The sequence below is a fragment of the Paenibacillus sp. USHLN196 genome, assembly GCF_037144955.1.
Lineage (GTDB): Bacteria > Bacillota > Bacilli > Paenibacillales > Paenibacillaceae > Paenibacillus > Paenibacillus xylanexedens_C.
The window spans coordinates 310,261-328,078 of record NZ_JBBCYH010000001.1 but is presented as its reverse complement, the minus strand read 5'-3'; the positions used below and the strand labels follow the sequence as shown (position 1 = coordinate 328,078).

Sequence of the window (17,818 nt, the reverse complement as noted above, 5' to 3'; positions counted from 1 at the left end):
ATATGAACAAATTTCATTGAATGGATTTGAATGAACAATGTCTGTAGTTATTTTAGGAATAAAAAAGCCGCTAATATAGCGACTTTCAATGAGAACATGTTCTTGTTTCTCGACATTTTTTTACTAACTGCTATTTTACACAATGAAAAATAAACGATCTATTCTCAGAATTTGCTTGTTTAAATTCCCAATCACCATATGTTTTAATTTTTGAAAAACCGATTTGTTTCAGCGACTCATCAAGTTCTTCTTGATTTCGAAACCTCAGCTGCATTTTTTCATGAACTAACACTTTTTCCGTTTTGGTATTTTTTACTATTTCATAGAAAGTGTAAATATCTCCCTCAAACCCTTCATATTCTGTATAAATTTCTAAAGGATCTCCGCTTAGTCTATCTTTAGCGAAGTCAGGAGTTTTGTCCTTCTCCCATTCTTCCCATACTTTTACCAAAGGGTTTCTTGTATCAAAAATAAAGTGACCCCCGATTTTTAGGGATCGGAATACGTCTGAGATTACTCGCTTCCAACTGTCATCTGTAAGAAATACCTGTGCAACATTCGCTGTCATAATTACCGCATCATAGGTATTGGTTTGTAAATCCGCACTACCACCTATAATCCAATCTACATTTCCAGAATTATCTTTACTTCGCGCCATTTCAATCGCTTCTTCATTGGGATCTATAGCGGTAATTTTATAACCGCACGGAACAAGATGAGTAGTCCATCTTCCTGTTCCACAGCCCAGGTCAGCTATAGATTCTACTTGTAATCTCTTTAACAATGCAAGGAAAAATTCATCGTCTTTTCCCCAATGGTTAATCTGGTCGTATACTAATGGAATCATAAATAATGTCTCCCCACTTTCGCAGCGTTTTACTGTGCTCAACAGTCAGTTTGATGTCTCATACATAACCTATATGGTTTTATTCTCATTCTTTGATCCAAAAACTTCCCTGGTTGCTTCTATGAAAGATAACATGATTGGTGAAAGCCACTTGTCTTTATGCCACAACATCTGTGTATATACCTGCAAGTCCGGAATTTGCCATGGGAGGACAACAAGTTCTCCGCGTTCAACTTCAGATTCCACGACGATCTCAGGAAGAAAGGCAATACCGATGCCTGAAATTGCACATTGTTTAATGGCTTCCGCACTTTGAAACTCTAAATATGTAATGTTATCAATTCCCTCTTTCTCAAATGACCGATCAAACATCGTTCGATAGGGACAACCCTTCTCATTTGTCAGGAACACTTCTTCATGAAAATCTTCCAATTGCAGCACAGTTCGTTTGGCGAGTGGGTGATCTGGAGCAGCTAACAATCGGAAATGTTCTTCCAGCAAAGGCTCCACGGAAAGTCCACTCGAGCGAATGGGTTCATCCAACATATAAACCAAATCCGTGGTTCCCTCAAAGAGCGTTTGCTTGAGCTCTTGATTCGGAACTGAGCGGAAGATTAGACGAACTCCCGGATGCTGCGAACGAAACCGTTGGAAGACAGGTGGAAGCCGATAGGAGCAAATAACCTCATTCGCACTTATCGTTAAGGTACCACTTAGTTTTTTAATATCATGGACAGCACTACGAGCTTCGTCCATTTTCTCAAGAACGCCTTGGGCGTGTGTTAAAAAGCGTTTACCCGCAGTTGTGAGCGCGAGTTGCTTGCCCAACCGATCAAAGAGGCGAACCCCTAGCTCATCTTCCAATGCTTTAATTTGCATCGTGACGTTGGAAGGAACGTAGCTCAGCGCTTCTGCTGCCCGCGTGAAATTCAATGTTTTTGCAACCGTACAAAACGTATTCAGTTGACGCAATTCCATCCGATGATCCCTCCTTCATCTTTCAATTTTATTGAATACTATCTTGAATTATATTCACTTTTATTGAGAGTATCACAGCTCTATACTGAGTACAAGAGATCACAGTGAACATGTGGTTTTTCATTTTGAAGGGAGCAATTATACGATGGATTATGAAATTTTTAATTTGGGTGATGTACTCTTACAATCAGGAGTGACGTTACCAAACGCTTATCTCGCTTATCAAACTTACGGAAAATTAAATGAACAGAAAGACAATGTTATTGTCTATCCAACGGCTTTTGGAGATCAGCATATTCAGAATGAATGGCTCATTGGCAGCGGGATGGCACTGGATCCAGAGAAATATTTTATTATCGTTCCCAATTTGCTGGGCAATGGACTCTCTTCCTCACCCAGTAACACGCCTCCTCCATTTGATCGGGCTAACTTTCCACAGGTAACCATCTACGACAACGTTCGATTCCAACACCAACTGCTAACCGAAAAATTCGGTATTCAAAAGATTGCTCTCGTCGTCGGGTGGTCGATGGGCGGCATTCAGGCATTTCAATGGGGGACAAGTTACCCGGAGATGGTTGAACGAATCGCACCTTTCGGAGGCATCGCCAAACCTTGGCCACACACATTTGTAGTCCTGGAAGGCGTGAAAGCTTCACTGCTATCTGCAGTCGGCTTCGACTCAAGTAAATTAAACCAACTAAGTTCTACAGACATGCGTGCCGTTGGTCGGGTGTATGCGGGATGGGGACTATCACATGCGTTTTATAGAGAAGAGCTTTACCGTAAGATGGGATTTGACACATTGGAGGATTTTGTAGCTGGTGTCTGGGAAAATAGCTTTATGAATATGGATCCGCATAATGTTCTGGCCATGTTATGGACAGGTCAACATGCTGATATCAGTGCAAACCCCTCCTATAACGGAGACTTTGATAAAGCACTTCAGAGCATAAAAGCACTTGCCTGTATCATGCCGGGAAGCACGGATCTCTTCTGCACAGCGGACGATAATGAATATGAAGCTAAGCGTATACCTAATGCTGTCTTGAAACCAATTCAATCGATCTGGGGCCATTTTGCCGGTCGTGGAATCAACAGTGCCGATAATCAATTGATTGATGACAATCTAAAACACTTGTTGTCACTTAGCACTAATGAATAGATCGTCACTTGCATTGGATGTCTGTCAGGCCTAGCAAGTCCCTGTTCTGCTCTAAGCAGTGCAATTTTCCATTACGATACCGGTACTCTGTCAGTCTCATTTCTATGTCTTTCATCTTTAATTCCACCGGATAACTCACTCTGGTTGCCATTACAAACACACCTCCAAGATGATCTTGAAGGTGTGTTTGATTAATACATATTCCTAATGATTATAACTGCAATTAAGTAAGTACAGTCATCGCCTCTCTTGTGAATGGAACCAGATCATCAGTACGACCTTCTTGAATTTTCTTAACCCATTCAGGGTCGACTAGAAGAGCACGGCCTACAGCAACCAGATCAAACTCATCATTCTGAAGTCGTTGTACCAATCCCTCGATACCGACGTTACTTGCACCTTTACCTTCTGTGAACAGACTTGTAAAGTCACCATCAAGACCAATCGATCCAACAGTGATTGTCGGTTTACCAGTCAGTTTTTTTGTCCAACCAGCAAAATTCAGATCAGATCCTTCGAATTCCGGCTCCCAGAAACGGCGTGTGGAACAGTGGAAGATATCGACTCCAGCTTGAACCAACGGTGTGAGAAGCTGCTCCAGTAATTCCGGTGTTTCAGCCAATTTAGCCTGATAATCATCTGTCTTCCACTGAGATAAACGCAGTACAATAGGGAATTCCGATCCCACTACTTTACGGCAAGCCTCAATTACTTCAACTGCAAAACGTGTGCGAGCCATCATATCTCCACCATAACGATCCGTACGAGAGTTGGTTTTCTCATACAGGAATTGGTCGATCAGATAGCCATGTGCTCCATGGATTTCAACACCGTCGAACCCAACACGTTTCGCTTCTGAGGCTGCTTTTGCGAATTCCTGAACGATTGTAGCAATCTCAGCTTCCGAATAATCATTAACATGACCTTTGGCTCCCATATGCCAGATCTGTGGAATAATTCGACCGCCAGCTTCATGTACTTCAGATACAACATGTGCCCAACCATTCATTGCAGCTTCGCCATAAAAGTGCGGCACATTGGCTTGATTGGATGCATCCGGATGATTAATTATTGTCCCTTCTGTCACAATAAGCCCCACTGCGTTCTCTGCTCTGCGGCGATAATAGCCCGCAACATTCGAACCCGGAATACCGTCCGGAGAAAATTGACGCGTCATCGGCGCCATTACGATCCGATTGGATAACTTCAAGTGACCTAACTCTATAGGTTGGAACAATGCTTCTACGGATTGAGAATAATTCATAATAACCTCCACATATTTCGTTTTATATAAATTGACCTAGGAGATGTTAAACAGCAACCAGCCTGGTTAACAGCTAGACGTTATTTCCAAATGAATCAATACACGATTTTTATCGAAAAGCTCCACCTCCTTCAAGGTTTCGTGCTGTATTAATCCGCCTTTAATTATTTTTGACTTCGTAGTCAAGAATTTCACAAAAAAAGATCAAGACATGATCATGCCAAATGAAGTACGCAGAACCGTCTCGATCTGTTCACGGGATGAACCTGATTTCTCCATAACTCTCACACCAAGAATGGTGTTATTTAGATAAGATGCAAGCTCTATACTCGTATACCGGTTGGAAATTAACTGTTGTTTCTGGCCACTACGTATGATCTTCTCTAATACCAGTTGAATCTCTTCTGCCATGAGCTCAGCTTCTCGTGTGACCTGCTCGTCATCTGTTCCGAATTCGAGTGATGCATTCACAATTAGACATCCTTGGCAGCTAGTTTCATCGTCTAAAAGGGAATATCGTAAGGTATCCAGTTTATCAACGGGAGACGAATCCAGGGCTTCAATCTCTTTCAGTTTCGCTATAACCTGTTCACGGTAAAGTGCCAGCGCCTTCAGGAACAACGATCGCTTGTCTTTAAAAACACAGTACAAACTTTGCTTTTTGACTCCTGTAGTACGTGTAAGGTCCTCATAAGAAGTTGCTTTGAAGCCTTGATTCCAGAACACTTCCATAGACTGGTGTAATACACGATCGACATCAAATTCTCTTGGTCTGCTCATGGGATTAATGTATCAGTTATTGACCATGCAGTCAAGAACTGATACATTTTACATCCTATTTGAAAACTGTTTATGTTTTTATCGTTCGCATACCTGAAGTATACTCACAAAATTCATCTACCCTACTCGTTAACGTAATGAAAGCTGCCGACACAGGCAGCTTCATTTTCGTCGTTTATTCAATTATAGTTTCTACGTTAGCGTAATAAAGCATTAACTTTTAATATCTTCTTTAGCCTTTTGTCTATATCGAATTATGGAAAGAGGTAAATTAACTACTCCAAGAATAAAAGAAGAGCTAATAGATATCCATTGAGATATTGAAGGATAATTCGGTTTTCCGTCTCCTACAGGACCTCTACTCCTTAGTTTAACAAAAAATTTTCTCCTTTAAGATATTTCCTAAAATAGTTTTCAATAACTGATGGAAAATTTGCCGCTAAGGATTGTTGTTCATTTGGATTTAGAGAATGGAATGCGAAAGTCCTAATGATTGACCAAATAAAAAATGCTTCTAATAACTCGACATAATTCTCTTCCAGTTGATTTACTTTGCTATACGCTGAAATAAATACTTTCCTATTATCAGATGAAAGATGCAAAAATGTTTCAGCCATATCAAATAAATAAAAGCCATAGCCACAATTCGAAAAATCTATAGGTTGAGGAGTATCGTCATAAAATACATAGTTACTCTCATGAAGGTCAGAATGAATAACTCCCCAGTTACTTGGCAAACGTTTATAATTTTGTATCACATTTGCTATTTTATGTGCTGACTCTTCCACATGAACAAACACTTCGCTTGAGATAAGCTCTAAATTTACTAACCGTTTTAATTGATTAAGTGATGAATATAAATGATCAGAATTGTATATTGGTCTATTAAAGCCTTCAGGTGCATTCCACTGCATAGAATGTTTATGTAGAGTCGCCATTAAGAGAGCTAAATTTTCAGTTTCATTACTTGTTGGCTCTCTTTGAAGTACGCTTCCATGAATCCAATGATGAATAGTCAGCATGATTGTATTTTCGCTAAGATCAGTTGTGATTTCTGTTACCAGATCATCATGAAGATTTCTAACAGGTGCAGGTACGACGAGATTTGTATCTTTAACCAAAGCTTCAAGCCAAATAAGCTCTGATGCGATATTCCCTTTTGATTGAATGGAAATCGTTGAGTTATGGATTTTGATAAGAAACTTTTGATGATCATCGTTGGTCTGAACTTGAAATGTAACATTATCACTCTTTCCGAGATACACAAGTTTTTCCCAATAGATTGGGTATTGATGTAAAGCTTCTTTCGCCATCTTCGCATAATCTTCTTCAGAAAGCATAGTATCCACTCCAGTTAATGTGATTTTTACTTCACAATTTTACCAAGTGAACTTTATTTTATCGTGATAAAAGTTGATTATAACTAAACTTTACTGCCCGGTAGTCGAATAAAGCCACCGATCCTGTTGATCGGCGGTCTCCTTTGGTTTCATGGAACTATTGTTTCCCTTTAGTTCAATCGACCTTCTTCGTTTACGATACTGTCCTCCGTGTTGTCTGTAACAGCAAGTTTTAGAGCCATCCTATGTGGGATGACCCTTTCGCTTTGTTATACAATCGTATACTTAGGACAATCGTTACATTTTCTTTACTGGTATCAGTTCCTACCCTTTGTATGCCATGGCATCACATTGTACCGATAAAATAAAAAAGCCGCTAAATTAGCGACTTCAATAGGACTATGTTCTTGTCCTTCGACTAAATATTAGTCCAGAAGGCTGTAGATCTGAATGCTCTCCACCTTGGCATCCTTGATATGAAACGACATTACATCCACATAATTGGATGGCTCGTAACGGTAGTCATCTTCCTCATTAGGGGCTCCATCACCAAGCAGTTTCCCCTCCGGGTAGGCGTCTTTGAGTGTATCCAGACTATCTCCTGCTTTAATGTTTCGCACTGTCGTGTACTTAGGATCTGTGATTTCGATATGAAAGATGGAGTCTTGTTTTCCTTCCGGTATACTGATTGTTTTAATCTCCAGACCAGGATACGTATAGACCTTTTCTGTAAAACCGATTAACGTATCGATGTTGGTTCCATCGTCGGCACTGTACGTATGAGATTTCAGGTTATCCGGTTTGCCCAGCATCTGTTCCATCTGATCTTCGTTCGCTGTATCCGAAATAGCGATGGTGTGCTCATTATAGACAAAAGCAAGCTCCTTCAGCACCACATTGCCTTCCTTCTCCATCGAACCTTCTTTAATAGCTTCAGTACCCTTTTCTTCCGAACTTTCGGAAGCAGGCGTAGGAGAATTGGTTGCTCCTTCGCCTTTGCTTTGTTCATTCGCTGTGTTCTGTCCGGTTGCTGGAGATGTAGCATCACTGGACTGACAGCCTGTTAATGCCACCGTTAGTAGAGCACCTAGTATGATAAAACCTGCAGCTTTCTTGGTTAACTTCATCATGATCCCTCCATAAATGTGTGATTTGTTCTTATGAAGTGATTATAAATAAAACATTTGTTAGTCTTATAACAGAAATGTACCAATCTTGTAACGTTACCTATTTAGGCTTGGGTTTAGATGCAGGTCTACGCACGAGGCAAAACAATCGTAACGGTCGTTCCTTCCCCGATTTGACTTTCCATGTCGATATATCCATTAAACCGCTCTACAATCTCTTTGCATATAGAAAGTCCAAGACCTGAACCGTTCGCTGTACTTGCATTTTTCGCCCGGTAAAAGCGTTCCTGCACTTTCTCCAGCTCATCGCCCGCGATACCGATCCCTTGATCATGTATCCGTATAACTACCTCGCTAGGCGTATGTTCCAACTTCAATTCGATTAGCGATGGACTGCCTGAATATTTGATGGCATTGTCCACAAGGTTGGCGATCGCATGGGACATCAGCATTGGATTCACGTTAGCGTGGATTCTCGTCTGAAGCTTATCCTCCGGTTCCGCTTCCGCCTCCCTGAACCTAATCTCGATTTCTTTATCTTTGGCCTTGGCACCCATACTCATTGCGACTTGCTGAATCAGTTCGTTCATTTCCGTCTTCCGGGCTTCCAGTTCGTTAGAACCAGCCTTGTCAAATCGGGATAGCAACAACAGTTCATTAATCAAGCGCGTCAGCCGATCCGATTCCTGCAGCAGATGAGCATAGATTTTTTGCAGCTCCTTGTTCTCAGTCTCTCCTTCAACCAAGTATTGAGAGAAACCACGAATGGCTGCCAAGGGTGTTTTTAACTCGTGAGATACGTTGGAGACAAATTGTTTCTGGTACTGAATGTAATCATGAAGCTGCCGCCCCATGGAATCCAGCCCATCTGCCAGCATGCCCAGCTCATCCTTCCGGTTTAGATGAACTCTCCGAAACTCCTGTCTAGAGAAACTTTGCGCAGCGCCAAGCAACAGCTTAATCGGCTTGGTTGTGTTGCGGGCAATCCACAGACTGGATAACGTAATCAGCACAATAAATCCGCCTGCACCCGCAAACAGGATATAACGGATTTGATCCATAATCGCATAAAAATAGGAAATGTCCTCCACGAACTCATACACATAAGCGTTTTGGTAGTATTGATCCTGAATGGGAGTGGCAAAATAAAGCAAATGATCTTCCGTTACGGTGTAGGCATAACTGCCGCTCAGGGCTTTCTCAACATTCTTTTCGAAAATAAGCGGTTTGCCATCATTAATGATGATGCCATCCACAGCCAGGCCCAGCAACTGCTTGGAGCTGTCATAGATACGTACTTCCTTGCCCGAAGCTTTCAGCTTCTCCAAAGCAAGTCTGACAATTTCCTTGGTCTGGGGCTCTCCTGAGGATGATCTATGCTGTGATAACACCTCACGGAAGGACAACTCGGACAGATCCGCTTTCTCCATCATCTGTTTCTCAATGGTAATGAAGCTGTAGTAATCGATGGCTTTATTCACCGCAAAAATGATGATGCCAAAGGAAAGCACGGAGAAAAATAAATAATTCAGCAGTAACCGGGTTGCATACTTCAGGCCTCGCCACCTCCAAGTTGATAGCCAAATCCATAGATCGTCCTGACATACTTCGGTTCGTCCGCGTTATCCTCCAGCTTCTTCCGTAATCGCATGATGGTCATATCCACACTGCGACTGTCTCCCATAAAATCATATCCCCATCCGATCTGCAGCAGCTCATCCCGGGTAAAGATTTTGTCTGGCCTTTTGAGTAACGTTTCCAAAATTTTGAACTCTTTGGCCGTTAAAGACACGAGTACACCGTTTTTTAGCACCCTGCGGCTTTCCAGATCAAATGTCAGCTCTTCATGAATGATGCGTGTAGATTTCACTTCTTTTCCTTCACTTGATTCCTCCTTGCTCTCGTTTCTTCTCAGAATCACCTTGATCCGAGCGAGCAATTCACGGTTGTCAAAGGGTTTGGTCATGTAATCTTCCGCCCCTAGCTCGAGTCCCAACACCTTGTCGATTACCTCGTTTTTGGCAGAGAGCATGATCACAGGAACGGCACGTTTCCCGGTGATTTCCTTGCACAGATCATATCCGGAGCAGTCAGGCAGCATCAGATCAAGTACCACTATATCGGGTTGAAAAGAGTCGAGCAGCTGCAAGCCCGTTTTGCCGTCCTCTGCGGTCTGCACATCGTAGTTTTCTCGCCTTAGCACCAGCTCAATTAAATCTCGAATTGCGATTTCATCATCAATGACTAGGATTTTCTTCAACTGTACACCCCTATCTAGCCTTGTTTTCACCAGCTTCAATCAACTATTAACCCATCTTAGCACAGGCGATTTAGATTCCTCCACCCGCAGGAAGATGAGGTATATTCAAACGAACCCAACATAACTTGTAATAACCCCGAAGAAAGGAGAACAATCCATGGATCTGCTCTGGGTACTCATTGTTGGTGGACTTATTGGCTGGTTAAGCGGCAATTTGATTGGGCGGGACGTACCGGGCGGTGTACTTGGAAACATTATTGCGGGTTTTATCGGTTCCTGGTTAGGAACGGAATTGCTGGGACCAAGGGGTCCGGTGATTGGCGGATTTCATATTATTCCAGCCATCGTTGGCTCGATTATTGCCCTACTTATCTTCTTCGCGCTGGCACGCGGGGGAGCCTTCCGAAGACGTTAACCAAGAGGCGGAAACCGTTACCGTCATTCATTAGGACCGAAAGCATTCATCGATGGAAGATGAACACTTACGGTCCTTTTCTAAAAATGTAATGACAATTTTACTTACAGCGTGGTGGGTTTCACTCAAAGCATGTGCATCATAAATACCCTGTCTACTAAACGGGAATGTTACAAAAGCAGCCGGTCCTCTTGACCGACTGCCTCCTTAGTCCACCACTTGATTTTGGATTTTACCTTCTTTCTTTCCATACAACATGTAATATAGAAAAAATGTAGCTAAAACAATTAATCCGAGTATTACATACAAACCACTATATCCTGTAGCTGGAATTATCAAACCGATAATAGATGGGCCAAATCCGTTCCCTAGATCATAAAATATAAAGAACGTCGCAGTTGCTAAGCCAACTCGGTGAGGTTCAGCTAAATTGATGGCTATGGCTTGAGTTACGGAAGAAATATTACCAAATCCCAATGCAACTAATGCTCCTACCAATAACAATGTAAAGCTATTGTTAACTGAGCTTAAAAGAAGCATCCCTACTCCATATATAATAAGAGCCGGATATATGATAATGTTAGCTCCTCTTTTGTCCATTATTCGTCCAGTAAAAGGTCGTGATATTAAGACAAAAAAAGTATATACCATAAAGAAGAAACTTGCTGTGTCTATTAACCCTAACTCCAAAGCGTAAATATTTAAATATGAAACTATACCGGAAAAACAAAAAGTCATGAAAAAAATAATAATTGCGATCGGCATTGCTTTTGGCTCAATAAAGTCAGAGATTTTTATTCCCTTTTTATTGTGCTTCTTAATCTTGTATGTTGCGGGAAACTTCAGAAAAAGTGCGATTACTAAACTAAAAATTCCAAGCAATAGACTTAAAGAAAAAATCATATCAAAGTTTGAATTTCGACTCAAAACTAAACCAATAAATGGACCGATTCCTGTGGCCAAGGCCGTACTAATTGCAAAATAACTTATCCCTTCACCTTTTCGTGATGCAGGAAGGCTAAATACAACAACCGTACTCACAATTGTAGATATAATACCCACTGTGATCCCGTTTAAAAGCCGATTTAAGATGAGAAAGTTAACATTGAGATTAACGAAATAAAGCAATGTTGTTAAAATTAATAAAAACAAGCTGGTCATCAAGATTTTTTTGGAAGGTATACGACGTCCTGTAAACAAACGCCCTAATAAAGAACCGATAATAAAAATACCTGCGACGATACCAGCTTGGCCGGTTGATGCATCAAATTCATTAATGGCATAAAGAGTGATCGTCGCGTTTAATAAAAAGAAAATTAATGTCATGATGAAATTGACAGACGAAAGAATAATAAAGTTTTTCGTCCACAGTTTAGGATTCGTGTGGTTCATAACATCCTCCTAAAGAGTGTACGATTCGCCGTCTTCGGGAACTAATAAGCTAGAGGTGAATCCCTTTTCTTCTCCAAAGCTTTTTAGTTCTTTTCTAGATAATGTCCAATGATTAACGGCTTCCATATGGACTGATATAATTTTGGCGTTGGGAGCCGCCTTATGCACCTCGTAAACATCTTCTTTGCCCATTATAAGGGAGCCCCAATCATGGAAACTATTATTTCCAGCGTTCAACACGATAATCTCAGGCGTGTGGGAACTGATTTCATTTTTGACAACTTCATACCATACTGTATCTCCGGCAAGGTACAACGTCTTCTCATTGGCATGTTTGAAGACAACACCACATACCTGTCCCATCATTTTTAATAAATCTTTCCCTCTGCCGTGCTCGCCTTTTGTTTTAATTAACTGAATCCCTTCAAAAAGCGTATCTTCAGTAAGTACTTCTACTTGTTGAAAACCGTCACTTTCAACTTGTTTGGCATCTTCTTCGTTTTGTACAAAAACTTTGATGCCTTTTGGAAGCACTGCTTTGGCTATATCATCGTAGTGATCCAGATGCAAATGAGTCAGAATAACAGCATCGACATCTTTAATGATATCGTAAACGGACATGGGCAAGTTAATTATAGGATTTCTCAAATCCTCTCCGATCCCCGCCGAGAATGGATCATATAGACCCTTGTCCGCGAGAAATGGATCGATTAGGAACTTTTTACCTGCATAATGAACAATGATTGTTGCATTTCGAACGAGTTGGATGTGCATATTTATATATAATTCTCCTTCTGTTTTTTAATTTTGTTTGTTGACAATGATAAGTTTATACTAGATGCAAACTTCAAATACACAGATTAAATAAAGTGTATTGGTCTTTTTACTTTATTTTTTAAAGGAGATGCTTTTGATTTGGATCAAACAGATAAACGAATTATTGAAGAGCTGAGCCAAAATAGTCGAATTACGATGAAAGAATTAGGGGAAAGAGTTCATCTAACTGGACCTGCAGCAGCAGCCCGGGTAGAAAAACTTGAGGATACTGGAGTTATAGAGGGATACAGCATTAAAGTTAATCACGCAAAATTAGGATGTTTTACGTATGCATTTCTAAATATCTATATTAAAGATACACACCATCAACCATTTCTTTCATTTATTCATTCTAAAGAAGATCACATCCTAAATAATTACAAAATAAGCGGTGATGGATGCTATCTGCTTGAATGTAGGTTTCCAAGTAATGAAGCGTTAAACCAATTTTTATTACAGTTAAACAATTATGCTAACTACAAATTATCCATTGTAATCGATAAAACCTAAACAATAACGACAAAGAAACTGTATTTCTGAGAAGCAAAAAAGGCAGCCGATCATGTTGATCCGCTGCCTCCTTTGGTTTTATTGAGCTATCGTTTCCCGATAGTTAAATTCACATATCATGTGTATGGCCCGATCCACATCAGACGGGTCTCTGCCTTCATATGAATCTAATTAAAGTACAGTCGATAAATGTAGCATTCTCCAATGTCATCCCTATCACCCTATCTCCTTCCTTATCTCAGATTAACAAGAGAATATAGGCAATATATATTATGCTGGCAAGATCAAAACAAACCGACCGGTGTTTCATTACACGACGGTTTGTTTTATTTTATCAACAGCTGGCTTTCCGAAATATAACAAGCTGGACTAGCACATACTAAGGAACAGTTGGCTGAAGCTTACATAATGGAGGTCTCATCATGGTATTTACAATCACAATTATCATCGTTGCACTGTTTGCAATATGGGGAGCCGTCGCTCCTGATCAGCTGGCGGATGTGGCTAATGTTGCCTACAACTTCTCTATTCAGAATTTTGGCTGGTTTTATTTGCTAGCGACACTGTTCTTCCTGATCTTTGCTTTCTATCTGGCGTTCAGCCGATTTGGCGGTATTAGGCTGGGGGATGACGATGATGAGCCGGAATATTCTACGGTTTCCTGGCTGTCCATGCTGTTTAGCGCTGGTATGGGCATTGGGCTGGTTTTCTGGGGAGTTGCTGAACCGCTGTCCCACTATTTATCTGCACCGGAGGGCGCGGTACCCGAAACAACGCAAGCAGCAAGACTTTCAATGCGTTATTCCTTTTTCCACTGGGGGCTGCATCCTTGGGCTATCTATACCGTCATCGGATTGGCGCTCGCTTACTTCCAGTTCCGGAAAGGCTACAAAGGGCTGATCAGTTCCACCTTTATTCCGCTGATAGGTGAACGTCTTGCTGCAGGCTGGCTTGGTAAGATCATTGATATTCTTGCAGTCATTGCAACGATCTTCGGTGTTGCAACCTCTCTTGGATTGGGTGCGCTTCAGATCGGTGGGGGTCTGAATTACTTATTCGGTATTCCAAACTCGACGATGTCCCAGATTGTCATTATCTCAATTGTAACCGTACTGTTTTTGATCTCTGCAACCTCCGGTCTGGATAAAGGTATTAAAATTCTGAGCAACACCAACCTGGTTATAGCTGTGCTATTGATGGTATTTGTATTGGTGACTGGACCGACTTCTTTTATATTTGACACATTCACGACAACCTTGGGTAGTTACATGCAGAATATTATTAACATGAGTTTGAGACTGACACCGTTCTCAAGAGAAACCTGGATTGGAGCATGGACGTTATTTTACTGGGCATGGTGGATCGCATGGGCTCCCTTTGTTGGCACGTTTATCGCAAGGGTATCCAGAGGAAGAACCATAAAGGAGTTTGTAATTTACGTCATGGTTTTTCCAAGCCTGTTCGGATTTATCTGGTTCTCCGTCTTCGGCGGAACAGGACTTCACCTCGAATTGTTTAATGCCGCCCATTTGGCGGAGGCCGTCAAAGAAGATACAACAACCGCTTTATTCCTTACACTGGAGCAGCTTCCTTTGGGTACGATCATAGCATTCATCGCTACACTCCTGATCATGACCTTCTTTATTACGTCGGCTGATTCGGCTACCTTTGTGCTGGGTATGCTGTCTTCAGATGGCAAGCTGGACCCGAGTACGAGAGTGAAATTAACCTGGGGAATCATGCAGTCCGCCATCGCGGTAGTACTACTGATCAGCGGGGGGTTGAACGGTCTCCAGACGGCCTCCATTGTGGCCGCACTGCCGTTCGCTGTTGTTCTTATTGGTATGTGTTTCTCCCTGCTCAAGGCTCTGCAAGCTGAGGACAGAGAGCGCCGTCAGAAAGAAAAACGGCAGCGCCAAAAACTGAAACGACTGCTGGAGGAACAAGAACACTCGCTGAATGAAATTCCCGGCAGGTAATGTATACTTGATTTCTATAGAGATGGTACCTGTCTTAAGGCAGGTACCTTTTTATATCTTGTTCCTTGGAATAATACCTTAAAACAAACAAAAGCCCGCGTCGTTGCGGGCTTTTGTTTGTTTTAAGGTATTGAGTTTCACAGTCTAAGGATCGAATTAATGATCTGTAGGTGCCTGAGTCATCATATCGTTAACATGGGTTACAAAGGCTCCTTCATACGGACCCAATGCTTCAAGAGGCATCGTATGCGGATTGTCTTTGAGATCTGTCATGAGTTCTGTTTGAACCCCAGACGGAATGATTTCTAACACTTATTTATACTATGAACGTTCCCCAGTTCCCGGAGGAGTTAATGTACAATGAGGACTGGGCAACTTGATAGCTGTGAAACCTTGTGACTGACACTTCCAAGCATCATTTCTTTTATGCCCCTTAGCCCACGGCTTCCGATAATAATAAGTTGCTGCTCGGTATCCCTTGCATAATTCAATATTTCATGCCCAGGATCTCCCTTAAGCTGAACAGTTTCAGGGTTAATCCCCGCAGACTTTAATTTAGATTTGGCTTGGTGCAACTGTTCCAAACTCGCTTTTTCCATTTCATTCAGTATGTCTTCCAAAAAATTCTCTGGTACATATGTCATGCCGCTCAACACATAATCCTGACTGACATTAACCAAGGTAACTTGAGTTTGTTTATATTGGGCTATTTCAACGGTTGCATCAAGGAGTTTGTTCGTTATTTCAGATTTATCAATGGCCACCATAATTTTGTCAAACATCGTTATCATCCTTTCCGTGGCAGTTCGTAACCATTTCGACTACCTACAACACGATTACTTGCTGCTCCCATACCAACTAAAAAGAGTAAGACCGAAGCCCCAAGAAGAATGAAAAGTGGCAGGTTCCAACTATTTGTTGCATCATGCAGATATCCTATAAGGGCTGGACCTATTGCGGCAAGAAGATATCCGATCGATTGGGCCATGCCAGATAGTTCCGCTGCTTGATGCGCATTTTCAGTGCGTAACCCGAAAAACATCATGGCTAAACTAAAGGCGAAGCCTCCACCAATTCCGAGTATGACGATCCACAACAGAATGACATTAGAACTTCCGTAAAGAAGTCCGAGCGTCCCAGTCAAAAGCAAAGTGGTTGTGATGACCACTAACAAACGTTGGCTAGACATGCGCCCAGCAATAACAGGGACAATAAAGGTAAATGGAAGCATCGCTAACTGCATGATCGAGAGGTACCATCCAGATTGGTTGGAGTCAATGCCTTGCTGCTTTAAAATTTCAGGCAACCATGCGATCAACACATAGAAAACCATAGACTGTATACCCATGAACAAGGTTACTTGCCAAGCAAGCGGGGATCGCCAAACATTCACATCGTTGCTTGCCATTTGTTGACTCGTCGTGGCTGTTTGTTTCGTTTGATTTCTTAATTGGGGTAACCAACCGAGGATCGATACAAAGCTTAGAATCCCCCATATTCCCAATGCTCCCTGCCATTTTAGCCCTGCGTTCATGGCTAGCGGTACACTGATTCCCGATGCGATTGCTCCACATAAATTCATCGAAATGGAGTAAACTCCTGTCATGGAGCCAATTTTATTTGGGAAATCCCTTTTGATTATACTTGGCAATAATACATTACATATGGCAATGGCGAATCCAAGAACTGCTGTTCCAATAAACAGATTAACTGCGCCAGATAAAGATCGTATTACAATACCAACAGTCAGAAAGATGAGGGCAATCAAAATGATACGCTCTACCCCGTACCTCCGTCCTAATTTTGGTACAAGAGGCGATAATAAAGCAAAGGCAAGCAAGGGTACCGTTGTGATCAGGCCTGCTAATGTATTTGAAATATGAACGTCATCCCTTATAAAACCCACTAAAGGACCAACTGAGGTTAAGGGAGTACGTAAATTAGCTGCAATAACAATAATGCCGAGAATGATCAGCGCTACAGAGGATGGCACGAATTTTTTATTTTGTTTATTCGGCATTCTTCATTTCTCCTTCCTGAATTCTTACGTCTTATATTTGCTTCTTGTTGGCTGAAAAACTTTGCTATAACATCCGCGCGAATAATAAAAGTATAGTATAATATACTTTTATAAACAATAACTATTTTATAACATACTAAAATTGATTAAAAAAATACAACTCTGAATTCCCGTCATGGAATTCGGAGCTGCATTTAATAAGTGGATTTTCGGCTTTAGAAGCCATATTTTAAGGATATATGGAGCACTGTTTCGCTATTCGTATGATTGGTATAAGCGTGAGGATAATCTGCACGAAAACTGATCGTATCATATTGATTCAATGTGTACATCTCTCCATTGACTTGTAACTCAATGGAACCCGTCATTACTGTCGCAATTTCAGTTGTATTCACATGGTGACCTTCAGGGTAATACGAGCTATTTGGCTGTAAGTATGCCCGACACATTTCAATATCGTTGCTTTTAAAGACGGGTTCAATGATCCAATTTTTTTCATCATTAGAAAACCGCAATCCCTCGCCTGCTCGATACAAACTAACAGGTTTCTCTGATGTGAACAAAGCCAATAGCGGTAAAGATATTCCTTTTGAAATTTTCCATATAATGGCCAAAGTTGGATTTGTCTCGCCACGTTCGATATTACCCAGAGTAAGTTTGCTTACGCCCGTTAATTCTGATAAGTCGTCTAAGGTCATGTTTTTTTCTTTTCTATACTTTTTTAATGCACCGCCGATTTGTAATACAATTTGTTTTGACTCATCGATTTCATCCATTTGATATTCACCTCAACAAAAAAACTATATAGCTAGTATATTGTTTATCAAGATTCTTTTCCATTCCGGTTCAATAGAAAGTGATGAGATTTTCTTGATAAAATTGTATTAAAAGGATAAAATGACGAGCATCAACGGTTTTATTTGAA

Annotated in this window: 17 protein-coding genes and 1 pseudogene; 4 read left to right on the top strand and 14 right to left on the bottom strand. The window is 41.2% G+C overall.

The window, feature by feature from the left end; translation table 11 throughout:
• Positions 1-130 precede the first annotated feature (130 nt).
• Together WFI24_RS01345 and WFI24_RS01340 are read right to left on the bottom strand one after the other, a co-directional pair.
• A complete protein-coding gene (locus WFI24_RS01345; protein ID WP_336758183.1) occupies positions 131-847 on the bottom strand; it encodes a class I SAM-dependent methyltransferase in 717 nt (238 codons plus the stop codon).
• 69 nt (positions 848-916) lie between these two features.
• Positions 917-1,825 (bottom strand): LysR family transcriptional regulator, encoded by a 909-nt coding sequence (locus WFI24_RS01340; protein ID WP_336758181.1) that lies wholly within the window; start codon positions 1,823-1,825, stop codon positions 917-919.
• Positions 1,826-1,970: 145 nt separating this feature from the next.
• On the opposite strand from WFI24_RS01340, the gene WFI24_RS01335 reads away from it, so the two are divergent.
• Positions 1,971-2,990 (top strand): alpha/beta fold hydrolase, encoded by a 1,020-nt coding sequence (locus WFI24_RS01335; RefSeq protein WP_336758179.1) that lies wholly within the window; start codon positions 1,971-1,973, stop codon positions 2,988-2,990.
• A 223-nt stretch (positions 2,991-3,213) separates the two neighbouring features.
• Here the strand turns inward: WFI24_RS01335 and WFI24_RS01330 are convergent, their stop codons facing one another.
• The 6 genes from WFI24_RS01330 to WFI24_RS01305 form a co-directional block, all read right to left on the bottom strand.
• The gene (locus WFI24_RS01330) at positions 3,214-4,254 is read right to left on the bottom strand and encodes an NADH:flavin oxidoreductase (RefSeq protein ID WP_336758178.1); all 1,041 of its coding nucleotides are present in this window, start codon (positions 4,252-4,254) and stop codon (positions 3,214-3,216) included.
• A 204-nt stretch (positions 4,255-4,458) separates the two neighbouring features.
• On the bottom strand, positions 4,459-5,034 hold the full coding sequence (locus WFI24_RS01325) for a TetR/AcrR family transcriptional regulator (protein ID WP_336758177.1): 576 nt from the start codon (positions 5,032-5,034) through the stop codon (positions 4,459-4,461).
• Positions 5,035-5,399: 365 nt separating this feature from the next.
• Positions 5,400-6,374 (bottom strand): phosphotransferase enzyme family protein, encoded by a 975-nt coding sequence (locus tag WFI24_RS01320; protein WP_336758175.1) that lies wholly within the window; start codon positions 6,372-6,374, stop codon positions 5,400-5,402.
• Between the two features lie 425 nt (positions 6,375-6,799).
• A complete protein-coding gene (locus WFI24_RS01315) occupies positions 6,800-7,504 on the bottom strand; it encodes a hypothetical protein (protein ID WP_336758173.1) in 705 nt (234 codons plus the stop codon).
• A gap of 125 nt (positions 7,505-7,629) precedes the next feature.
• A complete protein-coding gene (locus WFI24_RS01310) occupies positions 7,630-8,982 on the bottom strand; it encodes a sensor histidine kinase (protein WP_336758172.1) in 1,353 nt (450 codons plus the stop codon).
• Between the two features lie 71 nt (positions 8,983-9,053).
• On the bottom strand, positions 9,054-9,761 hold the full coding sequence (locus tag WFI24_RS01305) for a response regulator transcription factor (RefSeq protein WP_336758170.1): 708 nt from the start codon (positions 9,759-9,761) through the stop codon (positions 9,054-9,056).
• 157 nt (positions 9,762-9,918) lie between these two features.
• Here WFI24_RS01305 and WFI24_RS01300 point away from each other — a divergent pair, with 157 nt between their 5' ends.
• On the top strand, positions 9,919-10,176 hold the full coding sequence (locus WFI24_RS01300) for a GlsB/YeaQ/YmgE family stress response membrane protein (RefSeq protein WP_024630063.1): 258 nt from the start codon (positions 9,919-9,921) through the stop codon (positions 10,174-10,176).
• A 30-nt stretch (positions 10,177-10,206) separates the two neighbouring features.
• Here WFI24_RS01300 and WFI24_RS01295 read toward each other — a convergent pair.
• From WFI24_RS01295 to WFI24_RS01285, 3 genes and pseudogenes are all read right to left on the bottom strand, one after another.
• Positions 10,207-10,362 (bottom strand): annotated as a pseudogene (locus WFI24_RS01295) (hypothetical protein); the annotation flags it as partial.
• Positions 10,363-10,383: 21 nt separating this feature from the next.
• Positions 10,384-11,568, bottom strand: a complete 1,185-nt coding sequence (locus tag WFI24_RS01290) for an MFS transporter (protein ID WP_336758158.1) — start codon at positions 11,566-11,568, stop codon at positions 10,384-10,386.
• A 9-nt stretch (positions 11,569-11,577) separates the two neighbouring features.
• Positions 11,578-12,342, bottom strand: a complete 765-nt coding sequence (locus WFI24_RS01285) for an MBL fold metallo-hydrolase (protein WP_336758156.1) — start codon at positions 12,340-12,342, stop codon at positions 11,578-11,580.
• A 141-nt stretch (positions 12,343-12,483) separates the two neighbouring features.
• Here WFI24_RS01285 and WFI24_RS01280 point away from each other — a divergent pair, with 141 nt between their 5' ends.
• Together WFI24_RS01280 and WFI24_RS01275 are read left to right on the top strand one after the other, a co-directional pair.
• Positions 12,484-12,894 carry an Lrp/AsnC family transcriptional regulator gene (locus WFI24_RS01280; protein WP_336758155.1) on the top strand — a complete coding sequence of 137 codons (411 nt, stop codon included), beginning with the start codon at positions 12,484-12,486 and terminating at the stop codon, positions 12,892-12,894.
• A 422-nt stretch (positions 12,895-13,316) separates the two neighbouring features.
• Complete coding sequence (locus WFI24_RS01275) at positions 13,317-14,873, top strand: glycine betaine uptake BCCT transporter (RefSeq protein ID WP_336758154.1); 1,557 nt, start codon at positions 13,317-13,319, stop codon at positions 14,871-14,873.
• 350 nt (positions 14,874-15,223) lie between these two features.
• On the opposite strand, the gene WFI24_RS01270 is transcribed toward WFI24_RS01275, so the two are convergent.
• From WFI24_RS01270 to WFI24_RS01260, 3 genes are all read right to left on the bottom strand, one after another.
• Positions 15,224-15,655 (bottom strand): universal stress protein, encoded by a 432-nt coding sequence (locus WFI24_RS01270; protein ID WP_336758152.1) that lies wholly within the window; start codon positions 15,653-15,655, stop codon positions 15,224-15,226.
• A 5-nt stretch (positions 15,656-15,660) separates the two neighbouring features.
• Positions 15,661-16,893, bottom strand: coding sequence for a CynX/NimT family MFS transporter (locus WFI24_RS01265; protein ID WP_336758150.1), 1,233 nt, complete (start codon positions 16,891-16,893; stop codon positions 15,661-15,663).
• Positions 16,894-17,108: 215 nt separating this feature from the next.
• A complete protein-coding gene (locus WFI24_RS01260) occupies positions 17,109-17,669 on the bottom strand; it encodes a helix-turn-helix domain-containing protein (protein ID WP_336758149.1) in 561 nt (186 codons plus the stop codon).
• Between the last annotated feature and the right edge of the window lie 149 nt (positions 17,670-17,818).